The 24,176-nt window shown below is 67.0% G+C and carries 17 protein-coding genes, 1 tRNA gene and 2 rRNA genes; 10 read left to right on the plus strand and 10 right to left on the minus strand.

Annotated elements, in window-relative coordinates; translation table 11 throughout:
• The first annotated feature begins 1,254 nt into the window (after nt 1-1,254).
• The 7 genes from QNN98_RS15960 (at nt 1,255) to QNN98_RS15990 (ending at nt 11,734) form a co-directional block, all read left to right on the plus strand.
• Complete coding sequence (locus tag QNN98_RS15960) at nt 1,255-2,700, plus strand: DUF3375 domain-containing protein (RefSeq protein WP_283998418.1); 1,446 nt, start codon at nt 1,255-1,257, stop codon at nt 2,698-2,700.
• Nucleotides 2,697-3,500 (plus strand): DUF4194 domain-containing protein, encoded by an 804-nt coding sequence (locus QNN98_RS15965; protein ID WP_283998420.1) that lies wholly within the window; start codon nt 2,697-2,699, stop codon nt 3,498-3,500. The genes QNN98_RS15960 and QNN98_RS15965 overlap by 4 nt, the downstream gene beginning before the upstream one ends.
• Nucleotides 3,497-6,808, plus strand: coding sequence for an ATP-binding protein (locus QNN98_RS15970; RefSeq protein ID WP_283998422.1), 3,312 nt, complete (start codon nt 3,497-3,499; stop codon nt 6,806-6,808). The genes QNN98_RS15965 and QNN98_RS15970 overlap by 4 nt, the downstream gene beginning before the upstream one ends.
• Before the next feature lie 47 nt (nt 6,809-6,855).
• A complete protein-coding gene (locus QNN98_RS15975; RefSeq protein WP_283998424.1) occupies nt 6,856-7,761 on the plus strand; it encodes an oxygenase MpaB family protein in 906 nt (301 codons plus the stop codon).
• A gap of 151 nt (nt 7,762-7,912) precedes the next feature.
• Nucleotides 7,913-9,424: an HNH endonuclease signature motif containing protein gene (locus QNN98_RS15980; protein ID WP_283998426.1), complete on the plus strand. Its 1,512-nt coding sequence runs from the start codon at nt 7,913-7,915 to the stop codon at nt 9,422-9,424.
• 234 nt (nt 9,425-9,658) lie between these two features.
• Complete coding sequence (locus QNN98_RS15985) at nt 9,659-10,360, plus strand: DsbA family protein (RefSeq protein ID WP_283998428.1); 702 nt, start codon at nt 9,659-9,661, stop codon at nt 10,358-10,360.
• A gap of 282 nt (nt 10,361-10,642) precedes the next feature.
• Complete coding sequence (locus QNN98_RS15990; RefSeq protein ID WP_283998430.1) at nt 10,643-11,734, plus strand: phosphatase PAP2 family protein; 1,092 nt, start codon at nt 10,643-10,645, stop codon at nt 11,732-11,734.
• A gap of 18 nt (nt 11,735-11,752) precedes the next feature.
• On the opposite strand, the gene QNN98_RS15995 is transcribed toward QNN98_RS15990, so the two are convergent.
• The 5 genes from QNN98_RS15995 to QNN98_RS16015 form a co-directional block, all read right to left on the minus strand.
• On the minus strand, nt 11,753-12,985 hold the full coding sequence (locus tag QNN98_RS15995; protein ID WP_283998432.1) for a beta-ketoacyl-[acyl-carrier-protein] synthase family protein: 1,233 nt from the start codon (nt 12,983-12,985) through the stop codon (nt 11,753-11,755).
• The gene (locus tag QNN98_RS16000) at nt 12,978-14,684 is read right to left on the minus strand and encodes a class I adenylate-forming enzyme family protein (protein WP_283998434.1); all 1,707 of its coding nucleotides are present in this window, start codon (nt 14,682-14,684) and stop codon (nt 12,978-12,980) included. The genes QNN98_RS15995 and QNN98_RS16000 overlap by 8 nt, the downstream gene beginning before the upstream one ends.
• 47 nt (nt 14,685-14,731) lie before the next feature.
• A complete protein-coding gene (locus QNN98_RS16005; protein ID WP_283998436.1) occupies nt 14,732-15,562 on the minus strand; it encodes an SDR family oxidoreductase in 831 nt (276 codons plus the stop codon).
• A 94-nt stretch (nt 15,563-15,656) separates the two neighbouring features.
• On the minus strand, nt 15,657-16,301 hold the full coding sequence (locus QNN98_RS16010; protein ID WP_227912968.1) for a response regulator transcription factor: 645 nt from the start codon (nt 16,299-16,301) through the stop codon (nt 15,657-15,659).
• The gene (locus QNN98_RS16015) at nt 16,289-17,587 is read right to left on the minus strand and encodes a sensor histidine kinase (RefSeq protein ID WP_283998438.1); all 1,299 of its coding nucleotides are present in this window, start codon (nt 17,585-17,587) and stop codon (nt 16,289-16,291) included. The genes QNN98_RS16010 and QNN98_RS16015 overlap by 13 nt, the downstream gene beginning before the upstream one ends.
• A 146-nt stretch (nt 17,588-17,733) precedes the next feature.
• On the opposite strand from QNN98_RS16015, the gene QNN98_RS16020 reads away from it, so the two are divergent.
• A complete protein-coding gene (locus QNN98_RS16020) occupies nt 17,734-18,489 on the plus strand; it encodes an ABC transporter ATP-binding protein (RefSeq protein ID WP_283998440.1) in 756 nt (251 codons plus the stop codon).
• A gap of 1 nt (nt 18,490) precedes the next feature.
• Complete coding sequence (locus QNN98_RS16025; protein ID WP_283998442.1) at nt 18,491-20,968, plus strand: ABC transporter permease; 2,478 nt, start codon at nt 18,491-18,493, stop codon at nt 20,966-20,968.
• Between the two features lie 163 nt (nt 20,969-21,131).
• Here QNN98_RS16025 and QNN98_RS16030 read toward each other — a convergent pair.
• From QNN98_RS16030 to QNN98_RS16045, 4 genes are all read right to left on the minus strand, one after another.
• Nucleotides 21,132-21,219, minus strand: a tRNA-Ser gene (locus QNN98_RS16030).
• A 100-nt stretch (nt 21,220-21,319) separates the two neighbouring features.
• The gene (locus QNN98_RS16035) at nt 21,320-21,958 is read right to left on the minus strand and encodes a TMEM175 family protein (RefSeq protein WP_227912964.1); all 639 of its coding nucleotides are present in this window, start codon (nt 21,956-21,958) and stop codon (nt 21,320-21,322) included.
• A 133-nt stretch (nt 21,959-22,091) separates the two neighbouring features.
• Nucleotides 22,092-22,208 (minus strand): 5S ribosomal RNA (rrf, locus tag QNN98_RS16040).
• Between the two features lie 169 nt (nt 22,209-22,377).
• On the minus strand, nt 22,378-22,839 hold the full coding sequence (locus QNN98_RS16045; protein WP_283998445.1) for a winged helix-turn-helix transcriptional regulator: 462 nt from the start codon (nt 22,837-22,839) through the stop codon (nt 22,378-22,380).
• Nucleotides 22,840-22,962: 123 nt separating this feature from the next.
• Here QNN98_RS16045 and QNN98_RS16050 point away from each other — a divergent pair, with 123 nt between their 5' ends.
• Nucleotides 22,963-23,844: an oxidoreductase gene (locus QNN98_RS16050; protein WP_283998447.1), complete on the plus strand. Its 882-nt coding sequence runs from the start codon at nt 22,963-22,965 to the stop codon at nt 23,842-23,844.
• A 134-nt stretch (nt 23,845-23,978) separates the two neighbouring features.
• Here the strand turns inward: QNN98_RS16050 and rrf (QNN98_RS16055) are convergent.
• A 5S ribosomal RNA gene (gene rrf, locus QNN98_RS16055) occupies nt 23,979-24,095 on the minus strand.
• Between the last annotated feature and the right edge of the window lie 81 nt (nt 24,096-24,176).

Genomic DNA, 24,176 nt, shown 5'->3' on the forward strand with positions numbered 1-24,176 from the left:
AGCGTGCTCGTTGAACCACTCCAAGGCTTCGTCTAAAGGTACCCATAGAAAGCGCTGACTCACACGCGAGTTGTACCAAGCTGCGCGATTTTGGAGTTTGCCGACCCTCCATGAGTGTCTCTTCCAGACCCAGCCAGGTCCGTAGGGTCCCATGCCATATGGGAGGTCTCCGAATCCGCCTCTGCTGGCAAAGGTGACCAACTGATGGGTTCGCTCTCCACGAGCAAGCGCCAGGGCACCGACGGCGTACCCGCGTGTGGCGCCAAGAATCTTGTCTTTCTCAGCCAACGCGTTAATCCTGCGCGGCCGGAAGTAGGCCTCATGCAGGTCGTACACGGAGTGAAGACCGAAGTGGGCTTCAATGGCGGCCGTCTCAATGTCGCTTCCTTGACACGCGGACCGAACTCGCTCCGAGGCTAATTCAAGGGCCTGCAGACTTAGCTGATAAGACTTCCATGCATCATTCACGCTCACCAGATTACGGTTCGCGGATGCTGAGCAGGTGTCACTGCGTGGAGAAATGGGTGGGCCTGATCCCGCTACGCCCCCGTCAACCTGCTCAACAGCGCCGAGTTTGGGTACCTGGAATTGGACGGCGCGGCGCCGAACTCCTGTCAACAGTCCTCAACGTTCAGCTATATTGCCAGTTGACAAATCTCCGCTTGAGAACAGCACGGCCCCACTACGAGTTTCGGGGTCGCCCCCCTGATCCGCCGCCCGCTCTGGGCGGGACTGATTATCGTGGATTTATGACTCATCTGCGTCCGAGCGAAGATCGATAGGGCGAAGAGGCACCTGCTGCAGCTTGACGATGAGATTCACACGTGCCTCCACTTGGAGCCGATTACCCTAATCCACCACAGCCAGCAGGATGGCGCGTTGCCAGCTAGCTCTGGGCTGGTGCCACGGGAGGCTTCGACCCCTACCCCGCCGATCGAGACATTCAGGTGAGCACGGAGAGCGCTGAGCCCGAAAAGGGAAAAGCTTCACCGCCGAGTTGCACCTATTCGCTTAGAGCGTCGTGAACCACACGGAAACCCGGTATTCCAACACAAGGTAGATAGTGACGAGGGCTTTGAACCGATTGCAGATTGCGCGGTGCTAGATTCCGCGTTAGAGACCCACTCGCTATTGGGTGGGCCTCCCCCATCTCTTCCACCGCCCCACCGCACGCCGCTGACTCACCCCGCTCCTCCACCCGGCTAAAATCGAGGAGGCCCGTTTTACCCCCACCGCACGGGCGGAAAGCGCAGCATGTCCTTCATCGAAAACGCCGTTGCCCGCTGGGCCGAACTGCAGCGACTCCAGGCGGCCCCCGGCTGGAAACTGACCAACGCCAACGCCTGGGTGCTGGCCCTCTTCCGCGAAGCCTTCACCCGCACCCGGCCGCGGGTCCCGCTGGACGACTTCCACGCCATGACGGACTCCTTCCTGAACCGGCTCCGCATGGACGGCGTGCAGCTGCGCGAAGATTGGACCGGCCGGAACTACGCCGATGACTGGGTGGCCCGCCGCTTCCTGGCCCGCCCACGCGCGGATGGAAAGTTCGTCTACGAACTCACCGAATCCTCCGCCCGCTTCCTCTCCTATCTGGACGGCTTCAGCAGCGACAAAACGTCGTTGAACTCCTCCCGCCTGGCCACCCTGCTGGATCGGGTGGAAAACCTCGCACAGGAATCGAACCCTGATCCCGCTGCACGCATCGCTGTCCTTAAAGAAGAGGTCACCCGGCGCGAGGAAATGATCCGCGCCCTGGAAACCGGAGAGGCTCCCCCGCCGCTGCCGGAAGACACCGCAGTGGAAGCCGCCCGCGACATCCTGGATCTGGCCGCCGCCCTGCCGGCCGACTTCAAACGCATGCGCGACGGCCTGGAAAAGATGCTGCACAATCTGCGCCAGGAAATGGTGGAATCCAACGCCGCCAAGGGCCTGACCATGGGCGAAATCCTCGAAGCGGACAAAAAGCTGCGCAGCACCGCCGAAGGCCGCACCTACGAGGGCTTCACCGCCTTCCTGAACGACGCCGACCAGCAGGCCCGCTTCCGCGCCGCCATCGCCGAGGTCCTCGAACGGGACTTCGCCGACAACCTCACCCCCGAGGACCGGCAGAGCCTGTACCGGCTGATTTCCGATATGCGGGACCAGGCCACCGAAATCCACCGCATCTACGGCCGGCTCTCCGAATCCATGCACACCTACGTGCAGAGCGACGAGTACCGCGAATCCGTGCAGCTGCGCCAGCTCATCCGCGCCGCCGAGGCCGCCATCCACAAGGCCCCGCGCGGACGGCGCCGCGCCGCCGTCGTACCCGCACCGCAGCTGTACGGCTCGGGCTTCGAGTCGCTGAGCATGGTCCGGGTCTACAACCCCGAAGACCACGCCGCCCCGCGCACCCTGCCCGAACCGCCGCAGTTCACCGAGGCGGACATCCACCGCTCGGCCCGCACTCCGCGCGCGGACCGGCGGGTGCTGGCCGACGCCGTCTCCCGGGCGACCGCGCAACGCCCCAGTGCCACGGTGGCCCAGGTGTTCGAGCAGCTGCCGCCCGAACACCGGCACCTGAACAGCATCCGTGCCCTGCTCGCTGGCGGTTCCGCTGCTGGAGACACCCTTGAATCCGTCACCTTTACCCAGATCGACGGCAGCGAGCGCACCGCGCTGCTGCCCGCCGTCGCCGTCGCGAAAGCCCCCGAAAAATGAGCGAGACCACCGCAAACCTGACCGCAGCGCCGGAGGACTTCGAGCCCGACGTCGAGGCGGACGAGACTGAGGAAAACGACGCCCCGCGCGACGTCCTGGTCGACGGCCCCGAACTATTTCCCGGCGACACCGGCACGCTGCCGCTGAAGCTGCGCCAGGCCCTGATCCGGCTGCTGCGCGGCCCGTATCTGGATGCCACCTCGTCCGACAATGTGTACGAGACCGTGGTGGACAACCAGGAACAGCTGCGTGTGCGCCTGAGCGAGCTCTTCCTGTCCCTGGTCATTGACGAGGACCGCAAGGTCGCCCTGCTGCGCCCGGTGGAAATGCCCGACCCGCACACCTCCGCCCTGCAGCGCCAGCGCGAAATGACCCGCGAGGAAACCCTGCTGCTGCTGCGCCTGCGGCTGATCCTGGACCGGCACACCGGCACCGGGAACGAGGCCACCATCGCCCGGCAGGACATCCTCGAGGTCCTGGAGGCCTACGTGGACCCGGGCCAGCGCGACGCGAAGTCGGTGGAGGACACCGCCGACGCCGCCATCCGCAAGCTCGTCCAGGACCGCCGCCTGCTGATCCCCACCGAGCTGGACAACGTCTGGGTCATCTCCCCCGCCCTGCCGCTGGCCCTGCCCTATCACCAGATCGGCGACATCGTCACCTTTATGCAGACCCTCTCCGGGGACGCGGGGGACGACACAGCGGACGACGACGCCCCGCCGCTCGACGTCGGGCCCGCCGACACTGCCGCTGACGCCGACACTGAACCCGCCACGAACGACGGCGAGGAGCCGGCATGAGCATCGAAACCACCCTCCCCATGGGAGACCTGATCAACCCCGGCCAGAACCGGCTCTCCTCCGTGCAGATCGTGAACTGGGGAACCTTCGACGGCGCGCACACCATCAAGGTGGACCGCGCCGGCACCCTGCTCACCGGCGATTCCGGCGTGGGCAAATCCACCGTCTTCGACGCCATGCTGCTGGTGATGGACGCCCGCCCCCGCATGAACGAGGCCGCGCAGAACAACAACGGCACCAATGCCGAGGAAAAGCGCACCGCCTTCTCCTACATGCGCGGCCGGCTCGGCACGCAGGGAGCGGACGACGGCGCGGGCACCGCCTACCAGCGCCCCGGCGCCACCTGGTCCGCGGTCTGCCTGACCTTCGACAACGGACTGGGACAGATCACCAGCCTCTCCGTGGTGATGGACCTGCCGGCCACCGGCACCGAGCACAACCTGGGCCGCTTCTACCTGGTGCACAACAAGCCCCTGGACATCACCGCCCTGCAGACCGGCATCCGCGGCCGCTTCACCAAGGGCAGCCTCGAGGCGCTGCTGCCCGGCGCCGCCGTGTTCGATTCACACAAGATGTTCGCCGAACGCTACCGCTCGGCACTCGGCGTCGAGGATGAGAAGGCGTTCAACCTGCTGCGCATCCTGCAGACCGGCAAGGGCCTGGGCGGCACCGTCAATGACTTCTTCCGCACCAACGTGCTGGACACCCCGCGCACCCTCACCGCCGCCGAGGAAGCGGTGGAGGACTTCAGCCACCTGCGCAGCATCCGTCGCCAGCTCGAACGCGCCCGCCAGCAGCGCGACCATCTGGCCTCCGTCCCCGAGCTGCACACCCGCTACCGGCAGGCCGCCGACGCCCTGGCGCACAACCGCGCCCTGACCACCGAGGGGCTGCCCGCCTACCGGCAGCGCCTGGCGCTGGAAGGCGCCTCCCGCACTGCGGAAAAGCTTGACGCCGCCGCCTCGGCTGCCCGCGCGGAACTGTCCGCCGCGGAAACCCGCCGGGCCACGCTCAAGGACCAGCGCGACGCGCTCAGTGCCCGCTACGCCGCGGAGGGCGGCGGCGCCATCGCCACCCTGGAACGCGAACTCGCCGCCGCCGCCGCGCAGCTGCGTTCCCGCGAGACCGTGGAAAACGCGTTCCGGGACGAGCTCGCCGCGGCAGGGATCGACGTCGACTTCTCCCCCGCCGGGCTGGTCACCGCCCGCAGCCGCGCCACGGAGCTGGTGAAGTCCCTCGGCGCGGACCTGGAGTCCGCCAAGGAGCGCAGCAGCAACGCGCACGGCGAGGCGTGGTCCCTGAAGGGGCAGATCGCGAAGCTTGAAAACGAGATCGGCTCCTTCCGCCGCCGCAAGTCCAACATCCGGCAGGAATCCCTGGACCAGCGCACCCGGATCTGCGCCGCCACCGGCATTCGCGAAGCGGACATGCCGTTCGCCGCTGAACTGATCGACCTGCCCGCCGAGCACGCCCAGTGGCGCCCGGCCGCCGAGCGGACCCTGCGTTCCCTGGCCACCGCCCTGCTGGTCCCCGGCGAACACATGGCCGCCGTCACCCGCTACCTGAGCGAAAACGACATGCAGGGCTACGTGCGCTGCATCGACGTTTCCGTGCCGCTGGACGGTCCCGCCGAGCCCGGCCCCGATGACCTGATCACCAAGCTGCTCACCCACGATTCGGCCATGGGCGACTGGGTGCGCCGGAAAATCACCGCACACTACGACTTCGTGTGCGTGGAGGATCCCGCCGGGCTGACCGGCGTCGCCAAGGGCGTGAGCAGAGGCGGTGCGGTCAAGCGCAACCGCAGCACCACCGAGAAGGATGACCGGCACACCAAGGCCTCGGACAACGTGCTGGGCTTCGACAACAAGGACACCGTCGCCGCGCTCGGCAACGAGCTGCTGGCCCTGCGCACGGTGTTTGAAGAGGCGGACACCGTCTCGAAGCAGCACGCGGCGGAGCAGGACGAGCTGATCCGCCGGCTCGCCGCCGTCCGCCGTGTTGCCGAGGACACCCGCACCTGGGAGGAACTCTCCGCAGACGAGGCCCGCGCCGCCGTCGAACAGGCCACAGACCGGCTGGATGCCGCCCGGGACGCCAACGCGGATCTGGAGCAGATCCGCTTCGAACTGGACACCGCCGAGCTGGACCTGACCGCCGCCACGGAGAAGGTCGGCGGGCTCAAGGGCGAAGCGGCGAGGCTCGACGCCGACCTTGCCGCCGCCGTCGAACGCCGCACCGCCCTCTCAGCGAAGGCACCCGACGCACTGTCCGAGGGCCTGCGGACTGCGCTGGCCGAACTGTTTGACCCGTTCGGCGACCTCACGGACGCCGCCCGGCTGAAGGAAGCCGCCGGCGAGGTGGAGCGCGCCCTGATCACCGAACAGGCCCGGCTGGAGAAGACCCTGCTGGAAACCCGCGCTCGGCTGGAACGGACGTTCGAGACGTTTAGCGACAAGTGGGGCTCGGACTTCGGCACCTCCGTGGAGGCCGCCGGCGCGTACGAGGACCGCTTCGAGGGCATCATCACCGAGGGCCTGCCGCAGCGCGAGGCCGAGTTCAGCGAGTACTTCAACAACCGCACCTACGAACGCTTCAGCGACCTGCTCCAACTGCTGGACGAGGAACGCCGCAGCATCTCCTCCCGCCTGCTGCCGCTGAACTCCGTGCTCCGCCGGGTGGAATACCACGCCGGCAGCCACCTGGAGATCGAGGTGGCCACCACCATTCCCGACGCAGCGTACAAGTTCCGCACCGAGCTGAAGAACGCGCTGCCCATGATGGGTTCACGGCAGGATCGGGCGGACATGGACGCCCGGTATGCCGCGCTGGAGGCGCTGGTGGACCGGCTGAAGGACCCGGAGGAGAAGCGCTGGCGGGCCGAAGTGCTCGACGTCCGCTCGCACGTGACCATCACCTGCACCCACCGCCTGGCCAACGGGCACACGTACACCAACCTGCAGGCCTCGCTGATGTCCGGTGGTGAGGGCCAGCGCTTCACCGCGTTCATCATGGCCTCGGCGCTGGCGTACCAGCTGGGCATTGTGTCGCAGGGCTTCAGCACGTACGGCACGGTGATGATGGATGAGGCGTTCGTGAAGTCGTCGCTGTCCTTTGCGGAGGCGTCCATCAACGCGCTGCACGAGTTCGGTTTCCAGCTGCTGCTTGCCGCTCCGGAGGACAAGGTGGACCTCTCCCGCTTCCTGGGCTCGGTCACGGAGATCCTGCGCGACGACGTCACCAACCGGTCCGGTGTGCTCGAGCGCGGGCTGGGCAACTCCCGGGCGGTGGACATCCTGCTGCGGTAGGTGGTTCCTCTGGCATTGCGGGGGCGCCGGGATGGAGACTGGGAGACGTGATTCCTCTTCTCGAGTCCTGGCGCCGCCAGTTGATCGGCACGTTCAGCAACAACGCCGCCGAGATCCCGCAGTGGGAGCTCGAGCTGGCGAAGGGCGACGACGTCGGCCACTTCGGTCCGGAGTCCGCCGTGTGGGCGGTGCACGGGTCCATGACGCCGATCATTGCGGGCATCCGGGCGCTGCTGCTGCAGGCGCTGCATCCCGGGGCGATGGCCGGAGTGCATGATTTCTCCGACTATAAGGAGGATCCGCTGGGCCGGCTGGCCGGGACCATCCGCTGGATCTTCACCGTCACCTACGGGGACACACATGCGGCGAAGTCCGGGTCGGACTGGGTGCTGCGCCTGCACGAGCGGGTGCACGGCACTTACGTGGACGCCGACGGCGTCGAGCAGCCGTATTCGGCGAACGATCCGGAGATTGCCCGCTGGGTCCATCTGGCGTTCACCGACGCGTTCCTGTCCTCGCACCAGCGCTACGGCGGGGAGATACCCGGGGGTCCGGACGCTTATGTGGCGGAGTGGGCCGTGGCCGGTGAGTTGATGGGCATTCCGGATCCGCCCCGGTCCGAGGCCGAACTGCGCAAGCAGATGGCCGGGTTTGATTCCCAGCTGCGCAGCAGTGACTACGTGCAGGAGGCACTGGGGTTCCTGCGGAACCCTCCCCTGCCGGGGAACCAACGGATCGGGTATCGGGTGCTGTTTGCCGGTGCCGTGGCCAGCTTGGAGCCGAAGCACCGGGAACTTTTGGGGTTGCGGGCACCGCATGTGGGGCCTGTTCCGCTGCCGATGACGTTTCCCGTGAAACTTGTTTTGGGTGTTATCCGGTTCGGTCTGGGTCCGATGGGGCCCAGCGAGCGGTCGGCGCGGGAGCGTATTGCCCGGTTGGCCGGCCGGCAGTGAGGGCGCGCGTGATGCTTCCGCGGGCAGTTTTTGGGGCGCTAATTGAGGCAAGTAGTGGGCCTTTAGAAGACGGGTAAATGAAGCTCCGTCAGGGACCGCTTTTGGCAGTTTTTCGGCCCGGAAATGTCAGTGCCGGATGAAAACCTTAGGCATGGACCAGATCGGGAACACCGAACCGATAACTGAAGAACCAAGGACTGGACACTGCACGGACGAAGGCCACGTCGGCACCAAGGGCGGGCCCACACTTGCGGTATACCGGGCGGGTACAGATACGGCCGACGACGACGGCGCACGTGCCAGCGGAACCGCCGGCGCAGCGGGTCCCGGCACCACTGACACCGGTTTTCCGGATGGTTTCAGCGGAACCCTGGCTCTGCAGAACCTTGAATCCTTCGACGACCAGGCTGTGGGTGAAGTGCTGGTCCGGGTCGCGCACCTGATCGCCTGGGCGGAGGCGCAGCGAGCCCGTGCGCTGAACCGGATGGAAACCCTCTTCCGGGAGGACTACGCCGGCGCGACCGGACGGGTGGAACCCGGGATGGCGTTCACTCTTGCCGCCGCCGAGTGTGCCGCCCTCCTGCAGATACCGCACGGCACCGCGCAGCGGATGATGTTCGAAGCCAGCCTCCTTTCTGGCGCCCATACGGCCACGTTGGAGGCATTGCAGGACGGGAGCCTCAGCTACGGGCATGCCCAGGTGGTGCTGGACCAGTGCGAAAGTGTTCCTGCCGCTGAGCTGCCGGAGTTTGAAGCTGCTCTGTTGAAGGCCGCAGAAGGTCAGACCCGGTCCCAGTTTTCCGCCAAGGCCCGCCGGCAGCGGGAGCGGAAGTATCCGCAGACCATTGAGGTCCGGCACCTCACCGCGTTCGAGAAGCGCCGGGTCACGCTGGACCGGGAAGAAGACGGGATGTCCTGCCTATCGGCGCATTTGCGCGCGGCGGAAGCCCAGCAGATCTACACCGCCCTGAGTACTGCGGCCCGCGGCGAGCAGACCGACGGAGATTCCCGGACCACGGACCAGCTGCGCGCGGATATCCTGGCCCAGCTGCTTATGGGCGGTCTCGGTTCAGCGGCACCCAGCCAAGCGGACAACAAGGATGTCGACGCTTACAAAGACGCGGATAAATCCGGTGTCCTGCCGCGGGCGGAAATCATGGTCCTGATCAACGCCGAAACACTCTTCGGAGCCAACGACCAGCCCGCCGAACTGCACGGCTACGGACCCATCAGTGCCGAAGCTGCCCGCAGGCTCGCCCGCAACGCCACCCGCTGGACCGGCCTCGTCCAGGACCCGGACACCGGGGAAATCCTCGGCGTGGGCAGGCGGCGGAAAGTCCCTGCCGGACTGGCCCGCTGGCTGCGCGCCCGGGACGGGACATGCCGGTTCCCCGGCTGCCGGGTCAGCACTGCACTCTCGGAAATTGACCACACCACGGACTGGGCCGACGGAGGTCCCACCGACCACGGCAACCTCGCCCACCTGTGCCGGCGACACCACCGGTTCAAGACGCTGGGTTTCTGGAAGGCCCGGCAACCGGAACCGGGCGTCATGGAGTGGACCTCGCCCACGGGGAGGGTTTACCGAACCGAGCCGTTTTTGGAACTGGCACCGCCGTGCCCTGTCCCGGAGCCCGCATGGGAAGCGGCCCCGCCATTCTGAACAGGAAGCTGTTCCGCGGAGGCCGGTCCAACGCTTCACCAACGGTCCGGCCCTGGAACTCATCGCGGCCCCATCCGGTGAACTACGCCCTGCGCCGCTCGATCAAGATCACAGGATAAGAGCGAAAAACCCCTTTCGAACCCCCGGCACCGCTGGAAAAATGGAATAGAAGCATCTTCCAACCCCCGTACCCGAGCGTGCTCCCGCGCGCTTCCCCGATACTGGAAAGGAATTATGCGCAGGGTCGTTCCCTCTCTGATCATCGCTGGACTGCTTGTTGGCGGAGGGGTGGTGTCCTGCGGGACGCCGGCAGATTCCCCCGCCCCCGAAACTTCGGCCAGCGCCTCCGCTTCCCCCAGCACCTCGGCCGCCGCAGAAGTCACCGTACCGGCGGACAAGATGGACAAGCTGGTCCCCGCGGACGCCCGGACCATCACCGATCCGGCAGATCCGCAGGCCACCCTGGTCCTCTTCACCGACTATCAGTGCCCCTACTGCGCCATGATGGACCCCTTGATCCAGCAGGCCAAGGCCGACTACGGCGACCAAGTGCGCATCGTTATCCGCAACTACCCGCTGCCTAAGCACCAGAACGCGGAACCGTCTGCCCGCGCCGTGGAAGCCGCCGCAGAGCAGGGCAAGCTGGAGGAAATGGCTGCCAAGGTCTTCGAGCACCAGGAGGACTGGAAGACCGAATCCGACGTGGACGGGATCTTCTCCTCCTACGCCGAGGAGCTGGGCCTGAACATGGACCAGTTCAAGGCTGACTACTCTTCGGAGGCCATCAAGGACCGCGTCGCCCGGGATCTGCAGGACGCCCAGGATCTCCAGGTGAAGGGCACTCCCACGCTGTACCTCGACGGGCAGGCCGTCCAGCTGGAGTCCGGCGCTTACAGCGAGATTTCCGAACCACTCGTCAACGCACTGGCAAAGTAGCGCCTCAACTCAGGCCGGCACGTCTCGACGACGCCGGCAGCCAAACCCTAACGACCGGCGGTTCCAAAACCGCCGGTCGTTATCTTTCGCAGGCACCTTTAACAGGAACCCATAACAGGCACCACAAAGGCCCACTAACCCGCGGCACCCCCAGGCACTGCCAACAGCTGCCACACCCGTACCACGACGGCGGCGCACCGCGTCATAATGTGATCGAAAGCATACTGAATATCAGGGCCCCTAATAACATGTTTTGCCGCCCCCATGGGGTAAAACAGTCTAATGACTATCGAAGCCGGGCCTGCCCGATCCGCCTGGCGCCGCCTTTTCGGCGTGCCTCTGCTGGTTGCAGCAGCTTTCACCGTAATCATGCTGGTGACCGCCGTCGTCGCCGATCTCCCCGTCCGTGACCCGGAAGGATTCCTCGGCCCGAGCTATGTGCGGCTGCCGCTGATGGTGATCCTGATGATCGCCGCAGACGTGGTTCCCCGGGTCTTCGCACGAAGCCGCGACTTGGGCGGCGTAGGCGCCGCCACCTCCCATGTGCTGCGCACCCGCTGGGCGGGCCCGCGGCTGGCAGTGGCCATCGCCGGACTGGCCACCTTCTACCTGGCCTACATGTCCTACCGGAATATGAAGAGCTTCCTGCCGTTCCTGCGGGACGGGCTGACCGATTCGATGCTGGAGGCTTCGGACAAGTGGTTCGCCGGCGGGCATTACCCGGCCGATGTGCTCCAGGAAGTCCTGGGCACCGGTTCCAGCGCGGACCTGCTCTCCGGCGTTTACATGCTCTTCATGGTGTTTGTGCCGATCTCCCTGGCCGCTTCACTGGTGTGGTCCGACAACCTGCAGCGCGGCGCTTGGTACGCCACAGCGCTGTCCTTCAACTGGATCCTGGGCACGGTCAGCTACTACGCTCTGCCTTCGCTGGGGCCGGTCTACGCCGATGCGACCCCATTCTATGACCTGCCCGAAACCACGGTCTCCACCCTGCAGGACACCCTGTATGAGAACCGCGCCGAAGTACTGACGGATCCGTTCGCCACCGAAAACGTGCACGGCATCGCTGCCTTCGCGTCCCTGCACGTATCCATCATCTTCACCGCCGCTTTGGTGGCCCAGCTGACCCGGCTGCCCAAGCCGGTCCGCTGGATCATGTGGATCTACGTGGCACTGACCACCCTGGCCACGGTGTACTTCGGCTGGCACTACGTCCTGGATGTCTTCGCCGGCTTCGCGCTGGGCGCGGTGTCTGTCTGGCTGGCGTCCAAGGCCGTGAAAACCGGCCGGAAGCACTTCGCTTCCCCTGCCGCGGACGGCGCATCGCCCGCCGTCGAGCCTGACGCCGAGCCGGAACTCGTTCCCTCCGTCTAGGACCCGGCGACGCCGGCGTCAGACCGGTCCAAACGCCGCCACCGCGTTTTGCCCGCCGAACCCGAACGCATTGGTCACGGCAAAGCGCACCGGGGTTTCGCGCGCCGTACCCGGGACATAGTCCAGGTCGCACTCCGGATCCGGGGTGGAGTAGTTGATGGTGGGCGGAATGACCCCGTCCCGGATGGCCATCGCACACAGCAGGGACCCCAGGGTGCCGGCCGCCCCGATCAGGTGCCCGGTCATGGACTTGGGCGCGGTCACCGCCAACGACGGCGCGTGCTCGCCGAACGCGGTATGCAGGGCCAGGGTTTCGGTCCGGTCATTGGCGAGGGTGGATGTGCCGTGTGCCGAGACCAGGTCCACGTCCTCGGGATTCAGCCGGGCCCGGCTAAGGGTCTGCGTGATGGCCGCGGCAGCGTACCGGCCGCTGGGATCCGGAGCCACAATGTGGAAGGCGTCGCTGGTCATCGCCCCGCCCAGTACCTCCGCATACACCTCTGCTCCTCGGGCCCGGGCATGGCTGAGCAGCTCCAGCACACACACCACGGACCCCTCGCCGAACACAAACCCGTCCCGGCCGGCGTCGAACGGGCGGCTGGCCTCCTGCGGTGAGTCATTGTTCCGGGACAGTCCGCGCATGGCGGACAGCCCGGCAAACATCACCGAGGTGATGGCGGCATCCGTGCCGCCGGCCACCACTACGTCCGCGTCCCCGGCCAGCAGGGTGCGGCGGGCTTCCAGCAGTGCCTGGGTGCCGCTGGCACAGGCCAAGGCACTGGCATTCACCGGACCGTGCACAGCCAGGTCAATGGCCACTTCGCAGGCGGGCATGTTGGTCAGCGAGGAGGCCACAAAACTGGGGCTGATGGGCCGCAGTCCGTCCCGGGCAAGGGTTTCCGCAGCGTCCTGGACTTCGGGATAACCGGACACGGCACTGTTGAGGATCACCGCCGCCTCGGTGCCATCCAGAGTGCCGCCAAGCCCGGCGTCGGCCACCGCCTCACGCGCGGCAGCCACCGCCAGGTGCGAGGCCCGGGAGGAGCGCCGCAGCCGTTTGACCGGCAGGATCTGTCCGGGATCGAAATTCTTCACCTCCCCGGCAATCCGCGTGGGAAAGTCCGAGGCGTCAAACGCGGTGATCTTGTCGATCCCGCTGCGCCCGGCCAGCAGCCCGGACCAGGTGTCGGGCCAGGTGTTCCCGAGCGGAGTCAGCGCCCCCATCCCGGTAATGACAACCCGCTCAGCCATCCGTCGGCGCCTTCTGGGCCGCACCCGCCGCGCCCGCCGCCCGCGGCACATCCATCCGGCCGTCCAGCCAGTCCTGGGCGGCGGCGTCGGAGACTTTGTAGTGCATCTTCTTGCCTGTGGCGGTCATCGGCAGTTCCTCGACAAAGCGGTAGCCGCGCGGCCGCTTGAAGTCCGCCAGCCCCGGATGCTCCCGGCAGAAAGTATCCAGCCCGGAGGCATCCACCCCCTCGTCCCGGCGGATCACGTAGGCCACCACACGCTGTCCCCACTGCTCATCGGGCACCCCCACCACCACCGAGTCCAGCACCCCGGGATGGTCCGCGAGCGCCGCCTCCACCTGCACCGGATGCACGTTCTCCCCGCCGGAAATGATCATGTCATCGGTGCGGCCCATGATGGTCACATACCCTTCGGCATCCCAGGTGGCCATGTCCCCCGGATACAGCCACCCGTCGTGGAACTTCTCCTCCTCCACATCCGGCAGGTTCGCGTAGCTGAATCCCGATTTCGGCGAGCGCATAATCACCTCGCCGATCTCGCTCCCGTCCCGGGCCGCCAGCTCATCCGGACGGGCACGGCGGCCTTCGAACACGCGGACAACGGCGACGTCGTCATCCGTGCAGGAGCGTCCGGCGCTCCCCGCATGGGCCGGGAGGTCTTCCGGCCGCAGGAAGGTGTTCCAGAACCCCTCAGTGGTCCCGTAGCCGTTGAAGATCCGCGGAGTCAGCAGCTCCTGGTACCGGATGGCGGCCGCCCGGTCCAGCGGCGCCCCCATGGTCACGATGCCGTGCAGGGTCTCCAGGTTCCGCGGGTTCTTCTCCTGCTCCGCGGCGATCATTTCCAGGGTGGTGGGCGCCCCGATCAGGTAGGTCAACCCCTGCTCCCCCACCCAGTCCAGCACCGTGGCCGGATTGAAGCTGCGCAGCGGCACCACCGAACCGCCAATGTAGAACACCGGGTTGGGCCCGCCGGAGTGCAGCCCGCCGCGGTGGAACCAGGGGGTCATGTTCAGGGTGCGGTCCGCCGGGGTGAGCGGAAAGTGCATAATCACGTCGTGCGCGCTCATCAGCTCGGCAATGGAGGGAAGCGGCACCCCCTTGGGCATCCCGGTGGTGCCCGAAGTGTAGAACCTGGTGCTTTCCTCGAAGGTGGACAGCTCCCCGGCCAGGTCCGGCAGGGTTCCGGACGCACCGTCCACGGCGGCGTCGAAATCCTGCCCCAGCTGCCCGGACCCCATCCCCCAGTGCGCTGCCTCGTCACCGCCGGCCACCAGCACCACCGGCGACACTTCTGCCAGCTCCAGCGCGCGGGCTGCACCGTCCACGTGCTCGGCGTCCACCACAAACACTGCCGGATCGCTGTCCCGCAGGATGTGCGCGGTTTCCGCGGGCGCCAGCCGGTAATTCACCGGCACGCTCACCGCACCCAGCCGCTGCGTGGCCAGGTACAGCAGGGCGAACTCCACACCGTTGTAGAGCTGGTACAGCACCCGGTCCCCGCGCCCGACGCCGCGTTCGGCCAGTGCGCGTGCCACCTGGTCCACGGCCACCCCCAACTGGGCGTAGGTCCATTCCCGGCCCGACGGCGGATCGGCAAGCGCCACATTGTCGGCATACCGCGACACATTGCGCGAGAAGCCGGACGCGTAGGTGAGGCTGTGTTCGAAGTAGTCCCGGTAGCGGCTGGAATCGTAACTCACTGATGTGTCCTTTCAGTAACGCTCAATCCGGTCCGGAGAAGGGGCGGTTACCGGTTGCGGTCCCGGGTGGGTTTCTCCGGCAGGGTGACCGGCGGGCCGGAGGCTTCGGAGTGGAAGGGCGGGGCAATCACGGACAGGCCGCCGTCCACGGCCAGCACCTGCCCGGTGATGTACCCGGCATCGGGCGAGAGCAGGAATTCAACGGTGGCGGCCATTTCATCCACGGTTCCGGGCCGCCGCTGGGGTATGCGGGACAGGACGCTCTCCATGGGGGCCATCCCCTCCATCGAGTAGAAGTAGTCCAGCGAGTCCGATTCGATCAGCCCGCCGTTCACCGCGTTGACGTTGATGCCGTAGGGGGCAAACTCCACGGCCATGAACCGTACAAAGGACTCCACGGCAGCCTTGTAGGAGCCCAGCGCAGCATAGGTGGGGAAGGCACGGATGCTGCCGTAACTGGTCAGCGCCACTATGCGGCCGCCGTCGTCCATCAGCTTCACCGCTTCCTGCGCGCCGAGGACAAAGGGCCGCACGTTCACCGCATAGGCCCGGTCCAGGTGGTGGGGTTTCAGGTCCACCACGTTCTTGAACGCGGCGGCAGCAGCATTGTTGATGAAGTAGTCCAGCCGGCCGTATTCATCCGCGGCGGCGTCGAAGAGCCGGACAATGTCTTCGGGGTTCTCCACGTCCGCCTGCACCGCGATGCCGCCGCCGCCCAGCTCCTGCAGCCGGGACACCGTGTCCTTGGCCATTTCGGCGTTCTGCCGGTAGCCGACCACCACGTGGGTTCCGTGCTCCGCGAGCCGCTCCGCCACCCGCCGCCCGATTCCGCGGGAAGCACCGGTGATCAGCGCAATCTTTGCCTCGCCTTGTTCCACGTGGATGCCTCCTGCGCCGGTCCGTGCATCACACCTTGTCACCGGACGCCGCCGGGAAACAAGACCCGGCGCGCTACAGGCTGTGGGAAAACAGCTAGGAACGCAGGTAGGCCAGCGTTGCGAGCACCCTCCGGTGGCCGCTGTCCGACGGCGAGAGCCCCAGTTTCGTGAAGATGTTGCCGATGTGTTTGCTCACCGCGGTTTCGGACACCGTGATGGCGGACGCAATGGCGGTATTGCCCAGGCCTTCGGCCACCAGGCCCAGCACCTCGAACTCCCGGGGCGTCAGTGAACGGATGGGGTCCTCGGTGCCGCGGCGGCTGAACAGCTGGGCAATCACCTCGGGATCCATCACGGTGCCGCCGCCCAGCACGCGGCGCAGCCCGTCCACGAACTCCCCCACGTTGCCCACGCGTTCCTTCAGCAGGTAGCCCACTCCCTGCGCTCCCGAGCCCAGCAGCCGGCTGGCGTACCGGTCCTCCACATAGGCGGAGAGCACTAGGACGGGGAAATCGGGTACCTGGGCGCGCAGTTCCAGGGCGGCCTTGAGTCCTTCGTTGGTGAAAGTGGGCGGCATCCGGACATCCAGGATGGCGCCGTCCGCGCTGCCGGGCTCAAAGGCGGACAGCAGGTCATCGGCGTTGTCCCAGGCACCGGCCACCTCGAAGCCTTCGCTCTGCAGCAGCAGCTGCATTCCGGCCCGCAGCAGGGCGTCGTCCTCGGCAATCAGAAGGCGCATGGCAGTTCCACCCTTATGTGTGTTGGTCCGCCGGGCGGACTCGTGAGGATCAGTTTTCCGCCGAAGGCCGCAGCGCGGCGGGCAATTCCGGCCAGCCCGGTGCCGGAGCCGTCGTCTTTGCCGCCGCCGTGGCCGGTGCCCGACCCGTCGAGGGGGCCCACCGACGCACCGCCGCGGCCGTCGTCGTCCACCTGCACCACCAGGATGTCCTCCCGGCCGGAGGTTTCGGTGCGCAGCACCACGTCAATCCGGGAGGCATTGGAATGCTTGGCCGCGTTGGTGAGGGCTTCGGCGAGGACAAAGTACGCCGCCGACTCCACCGCTGCCGGCGCCCGCTGCAGTCCGCTGACGTTCAGCGAACAGGGGATGGGCGAGCGGCTGGTCAGCGCAGAGGCAGCCCCGCCCAGGCCGAGCTCGTCCAGGACGGGCGGATAAATGTCGTGCACCGCAGCCCGCAGCCCGGCCAGGGCCTCGGACGCGGCGTCCTGTGCCCGGCCCAGGAACGGCACGGCGGCGGCCGGGTCGGTCTCGGCGGCACGCTGCGCCAGCCCGAGCATCATCACGACGCCGACCAGCCGGTTCTGCGCGCCGTCGTGCAGTTCCCGTTCGATGCGGCGCAGCTCGGCGCCGTGTGCGGCGAGCGCACTGGCACGGGCCGCGGAGAGGTCGGAGATCCGGCGGGCAAGGTCGGCATACCGGCGGGGCGACAGGATGCCCAGGGTGGCTCCGCTCAGGCGCCGGGCCATCCACGGCAGCAGGATCCACCCGGCAACCATATAGATGCCGCCCAGCAGAACCATCAGGACGGCGTCGCTCCAGCTGGTAACGGTCACGGTGAGTTCCAGCGGAGTTTCCGGCGGGAACAGGAACCAGAACGGCGCGGTCAGCACATAGAACAGGCCGCCCAGCGGCAGTGCCAGGGCCAGCAGCGCCGCCAGCACCGCAAAAGCGCAGTGGAACAGCAGCCAGGACACATCCCGTTTCGTTTCCGGAGCGCTGACCATAGCTGCGAGTTCGCCGAAGGTGTGTTTACCGGCCAGGCGGCGCCGGTCGAAGGGAATCACGGCGGACGTAAAGCCCGCTGCCCGTGCCTGGGCCCGGGCAGCCAGGCCATCCACGGCACCCAGCAGGCGCGGCACAACATACAGGCCCACCCCCAGTGGCAGGAAGGGCAGCAGCGCCAGACCTGCCGTCGCCACGGCCAGGGACGCCGCCCAGTAACCGCCTTCGCGCAGCACAAACGCGGCATCCCGGAAGCGGGAGCGGAGGCCGGCGCGGATAGTCACCTGCTTGATTATGCCGGAGGAGCACGGCCGTGTCGGTATAGCCAGCTATACCCCAAACCGGCCGGTTGGCTGTATCGGAACGGGGATTGCACATCCGTAGCGTCGAAGACAGCAGATACACCCGCCCGAATCGAAGGATGCTTCCCATGTTTACCGATGCCACTGAATTTTCAGCCCCCGCGGCCCTGCAGCTGCAGGGCGTGTCCAAGAGCTACGGGTCCGGCCCCTCCGCCGTGCCGGCCCTGCGCAACGTTTCCCTGGCTGTTCCGCAGGGCAGCTTCACCGCGATCATGGGTCCCTCCGGCTCGGGCAAATCCACCCTGCTGCAGGCTGCTGCCGGGTTGGACGCCCCGGATCACGGCCGGGTGCTGCTGGGCGACACGGAGATCTCCGCCCTGCGCGGCAAGGCCCTGACCCGGTTCCGCCGGGACCACGTCGGTTTTGTTTTCCAGTCCTACAACCTGCTGCCCCAGCTCACCGTGGCCCGCAACGTCACCCTTCCGCTGCTGCTCGCCGGACGCGCCACGGACACGGCCTGGCTCAACCATGTGCTGGACGCCGTGGGCCTGAGCGGTTTCGGCGAGCGCAAACCGCAGGAGCTCTCAGGCGGTCAGCAGCAGCGGGCAGCCATCGCCCGGGCCCTGATCACCCGCCCGGCGGCCGTCTTCGCGGACGAACCCACCGGCGCCCTGGATTCTGCGACCGCCCGGCAGGTCCTGGACCTGTTGCGGCACACCGTGTCGGAACTGGGACAGACCGTGGTGATGGTGACCCACGACCCCGTGGCCGCCGTCTCCGCAGACACCGTCATTTTCCTGGCGGACGGACAGCTGGACGGCAGCCTGTCCGGCGCCACCGTCCATGAAGTCACCGAGCACGTCGCCTACCTGGGAGAGCGCTGATATGTGGTCATTTGCCAAAGAATCGATCCGCCACCACCGCGGCGGCTTTGCCGGCGTGTTTGTCGCCGTGTTCCTGTGCGCGGCGCTGATCACCGCCATGGGCGTCCTGATTGAGTCCGGCCTGCGCGGCGGAACCGCCGCCGACAAGCTGCGCGGCGCCGACGTCGTAGTGGGCGCCCCGCAGTCACTGCCCGTAGTGGAGGACATGGACGCTCCGCTCTCCGAGCGGGTCCTCCTTCCCGAAAACGTGGTGTCCCGCATCGCCGACGTGCCGGGGGTGGAGCAGGCGGTAGGCACCGTCACCGTCCCCCTGGCCGATGACGCCGGCAGGAGCCTTTCCGCCTCGGCCTGGGACTCCGCCGTGTTGGCCCCGTACACGCTAACCTCCGGGGAAGAACCCCGGACCGCCAGCGAGGTGGTGGTGGACGGATCCTTCGGAGTATCCCCCGGTGACCGGTTGGTCCTCTCCCACGGCGGCGAGCCGTCCGAGTACACCGTGTCCGGCATCGCGGAAGCGGAAAAATCCGACGGCTCCCCCGCGGTGTTCCTCAGCTCCGCCGGCACGGCTGCCCTGTGGCCGCACGGCGATACATTCGCAACGGTCGGCGTGATTGCCGACGGCTCCGTGGCGCCGAAGGAACTGGCCGCGGACATCGAAGCCGGCGTGGACGGCGTCGTCACCTACACCGGCGACCGCCGCGGTGACGTGGAGGACCTGGGCGGCTCCGCTGCCCGCTCCACGCTGCTGCTGCTCAGCGGGTCACTGGCCGGTGTGGCCCTGATGACCGCCGTGTTCGTGACCGCCGGGACCCTGTCCCTGTCCATCCTGGCCCGCCGCCGGGAGTTCGCCATGCTGCGGGCCGTCGGTGCCGGCAGCGGGCAGACCCTGGGCATGATCATCCGCGAAGTCCTGCTGGTGTCCGGTGCCGCTGCCGTCCTGGGTGCTGCGCCGGGCTTCGGGCTGGCGTACTTCCTGGGCGCGCAGTTCACTGCCGGGGGTGTCATCCCTGAGGACTTCGCCCTGGCCTATGGTCCGCTGCCGGCACTGGCCGCGGTGGCCCTCAGCGTCACAGCCGCAGTTGGAGCGTCGCTGGTTTCGGCCCGCGGAACTGTCCGCATGTCACCCACTACCGCCCTGCGCGAGTCGGTCACCGAAGCCGCAGGGCTGGGCCGGGGCCGCAAGATGAGCGGCCTGGTCCTGCTGGCGGCCGGATTGGTTGCGGCAATGCTTCCACTGGCCATTCCGGGCACCGGCGGCCTGGCCATCGCCGCCTCGAGCGTGCTGCTGCTGATCATCGGCGCGGGCATGCTGGGACCCTGGATTGTGGCCGGCGTACTCCGGCTGGTGAAGCCCCTGCTGGGCCGCAATCCCTCCGCGTCCCTGGCCCTGGCCCTGGCCAATGCCTCTGCCTTCCCCCGGCGGCTGGCCGGCGGCATCATTCCCCTGGCCCTGGCCATCGCGCTGGGCTCGGTGCAGCTGTTTATGCCCACCACGGTGGAAACTGAGGCCGAGCGGCAGTCCCGCGACGGCATGGTGGCCGACTACATGGTCACCGCACCCGGCTCCGGGATCTCCGCCGACCTGGCCGAGGAGGTCTCCACCCTCCCGGCAGTGGACACCGCCACACCGGTGGCCCATTCGGCGGTGCTGGCCGATCTGCGGTTCCTCGGCACCGAGGACGGCCTGGAGTCCTACGGCATCCAGGGCGTGGATCCCCGGAACCTGGACTCCACCCTGGACCTGGGCGTGGGCGACGGCGGGCTGGACGGGCTGTCCGAACCGGAGACGGTGGCGCTAAGCGTGGATCTGGCCCGGGAATCCGGTGTCGGTGTGGGTGACCAGTTCGCCTTCCACTACGGCGACGGAACCGAAACGTCCGCCGTCGTCGTCGCCACCTACTCCCGGGGACTGGGATTCGGTGACGTGACGGTAGCCAATGACACCCTGCTGCAGCACACCACTGCGGGCCTGAACGACTACCTGCTGGTGAGCGCTGCACCGGGCACCAATGACACCGCCATGGCGGACCAGCTGGAAGACCTCGGCCTGACCGTGGTGGACCGGGAGTCCGCCGGCGCTGCGGGTGCGGCGGACCGCAAAGCCCAGTCCTGGGTGAACATTGTGGCCATGCTGGTCCTGCTCGGCTACGTGGGCCTGTCCGTGGTGAACTCGCTGGTGATGGCCACCGCCCGGCGCCGGCCGGAACTGATGCTGCTGCGCTCCCTCGGTGCATCGGACCGCCAGCTGCGCCGGATGACCGGCGCGGAGTCGCTGCTGCTGGTTGTCGCCGCCGTCGTCCTCGGCACCGTCCTGGCCATACCGCCGCTGATGGGCATCGCTGTGAACGTGTCCGGGCTGCCGATGCCCACCATCCAGCCGCTTGTGTACCTGGCTATTGCCGGCGCTGCGGCGGCCATCGGGTTCGGGTCAGTAGCCGTGGCCACCCGCGCGGCCCTGCGGCCGGAGGCGCGGGTCTAGGGTCCCGGAGGCGCGGGTTCCGGCCGGGGCAGCCTTCGTCGCCCCTTAGACACCTCGCTCGTCCCTCGCTCGGCGATGCGGGGCTACACGAAGGCCGCACCGCCCGGAGCCTAGGTCAGCAGACAAAGAAACACCCCGGTCCGAGGACCGGGGTGTTTCTTTTTGGCGGAGGATGGGGGATTTGAACCCCCGAGGGCGTTAACCCAACACGCGTTCCAGGCGTGCGCCATAGGCCGCTAGGCGAATCCTCCAGGCTTGCTCCGTAAGAAGCAGATATAAGACTACCCGACGCAGGGCCAAACCAACGAATCGGCTCCAGGACGGCACTTGGTGGCCCCTTCCCGGCGCTTCCTACTGTGGCTCGGCATGCCGGCGCCCGTAGAAGCGGAGCAGGAAGTTGAGGGCGATAATCGCCAGCCAGGACAGGGCGCCGGCCCGAGGCCCCCAAATGAGCGTGATTGGAATGGAGGCAAAAAACACCACGGGCGTGACCGGCGCGCGGACCGTCGCGAAGGCAGGAAGCCGGGGATCGACGTCGTCGGCAAACAGCCCCATGTACCGGCAGTAGACCCACAGCCCGGTGTTGGCGGTGCCGATCAGGCCGAGCGCCGCCGCATAGATCACGACGCCGAGGGCCTGGTCGCCGTAGAAGGAGAGCATATCGGTGGCATACCCGATCAGGCCGACAAAGAGCAGCAGCACCAGGTTCAGCTGCTGCAGTCGGCCGGTGAAGCCTGTCAGCAGCCGGAACAGCCGGTGGTGGCTCAGCCAGTAGGCGGCGGTGACCGCAAAGGACAGGGCATACGCACCGAATTCGGGAAACTGCTCGACGACGGCGGCGCCCAGCTGGTCCGGCGGCACCTGCGGGACCTTGATGTCCACGGCAAGCAGGGTCATGGCGATGGCGAAGACCGCATCACTGAAGAACGTGGTGCGCTCGAGGTCAGGCCCGGAGTTGACCCGGCGGTAGGGCTTGTTGATGTCCGGCACGTCACCATTGTTGCCTTGCTGCGGGGCCGCCGGTCAGGGGGCAGGGGATAAACAGCAGGGCCGCCAAACAGATAGAGCCGTTAAACAGATAAGGACCCGCACGTCCTTGTGCGGATCCTTATCTTGAACGTATGTCCGGCGGTGACCTACTCTCCCACACCCTCCCGGATGCAGTACCATCGGCGCTGTGGGTCTTAGCTTCCGGGTTCGGAATGGGACCGGGCGTTTCCCCCACGCTATGACCGCCGTAACCCTTGCCCCGGCTGCTTTCGCGGCGGGAAAACCATGGTTACAGGCTGCCCTTACGGGTTTTGCTGCTCTCATAGTCTACCGCGTTTCCGGCGCGGTTTTGACCACCCAGTGTTCGGCGAACCGCCTGTTGGGCTACTACCCACACCGCGTCTTGGCACTGCGGTCCGTCAGCCCGCGGCGTCGTCGTACTCCTTGCGGTGGGCGGAAACCTCACCCATGTTCTCCTGGGCCCAGTACCGCAGGCCCTGAACCACGTTATAGAGTGATCGGCCCAGATCCGTCAGCTCGTAGGTGACGGTCACCGGAACGGTCGGCGCAACGGTGCGGGTCAGCAGCCCGTCACGCTCCAGTGCGCGCAGTGTCTGGGTGAGCATCTTCTGACTGACCCCGCCCAGCAGCCGGGATAGTGCCGAATAACGCATGGTGATGCCGGCGGCCGGTTCGCTGGAGTTGCCGGCGACGGCGGCGGTGGCGGTGGTGCCTGCGGCGTCGCCGGCGAGGGCGCAGAGGACCAGCACCACCCACTTATTCGATATCCGGTCCAGAAGCTGGCGGCTGGGGCACACCGCCAGGAACGCGTTATAGCTGGCTTGGGCGTCTGCCTGTTCTACGGACTTAGGTGGAATCACGGTGTCCCCTCTTATCGGATGGTGGGCTACGCACTTCAAAGTGCCTACTTCCCAGAAGGAAGCAACTCTCCAATACTGGTCCAGGAAGTGCTTCAGCACCACCCTTTACCGAAAGGCAACACCATGGATGCATCCACCTCACCGGCCACACTCCTGCCCGGCGGAACATGGACATTGGGAGACCGAACCGTTTCACGGTTCGGCTACGGCGCCATGCAGCTGGCCGGCCCCGGGGTTATGGGCCCGCCGTCCGACCATGCCGGAGCCATGGCCGTCCTGCGGGAGGCCGCAGACCAGGGCATTACCCACATTGACACCAGCGACGCCTACGGCCCGCACATAACGAACCAGTTGATCCGCGAAGCGCTCTACCCCTATCCGGAGACCCTGTTCATCGCCACCAAGGTGGGGGCCGAGCGTGATGCGCAGGGAGGTTGGCCCACCAAGCGGCAACCGTCGGATCTGCGTGAACAGGTGCATGAGAACCTGCGGACCCTCGGAGTTGAGCGCCTGGATCTCGTCAACCTGCGCATGGGCGATGCCGGCAGCCCCCGCCCCGGATCCCTGGCCGAGCCGCTCCACGCCCTGATGGAACTCCAGCAGGAGGGGCTGATCGGCGAGCTCGGACTGAGCAACGTCACGGATGCGCAGGTTGCCGAGGCACAGGGCATTGCCCGGATTGTATGCGTGCAGAATATGTACAACGTCGCCTACCGGCAGGACGATGCCCTCGTCAGCCGGCTCGCGGAGGAACGGATAGCCTATGTTCCATTCTTCCCGCTGGGAGGATTTACGCCGCTGCAGTCCGCAACCCTTTCCCGGGTGTCCGCAGCAGCAGGCGCTTCACCGCTCTCCGTTGCACTGGCCTGGTTGCTGGAGCGCTCACCGAACATCCTGCTCATTCCCGGAACATCCTCGGCGGCACACCTGCGGGAGAACATTGCCGGAGCAGGGCTGGTGCTCTCCGCGGAAGACGTCAGGGAGCTGGACAGCATCGGCGGCTGACTCCCGGTGATGGAGGGGCCAAGCGGCCGTTCCCCCGCCGCTGATGAGCAGCCGGCCGGACCCGCAGCCTAGGGTTGGCGGGTTAAACAGGTGAGGCCCGTACCAACACTGGTACGGGCCTCACCCCACAAATTGTCCGGCGGTGACCTACTCTCCCACACCCTCCCGGATGCAGTACCATCGGCGCTGTGGGTCTTAGCTTCCGGGTTCGGAATGGGACCGGGCGTTTCCCCCACGCTATGACCGCCGTAACCCTTCCACCCGCACCACACACCCAAAAACAGTGTGCGTGGGGAAAACAATGGTCACGAACATCAAACAGACGTAAGCAA

Origin of the sequence: Arthrobacter sp. zg-Y1143 (assembly GCF_030125565.1) — a bacterium.
GTDB lineage: Bacteria > Actinomycetota > Actinomycetes > Actinomycetales > Micrococcaceae > Arthrobacter_B.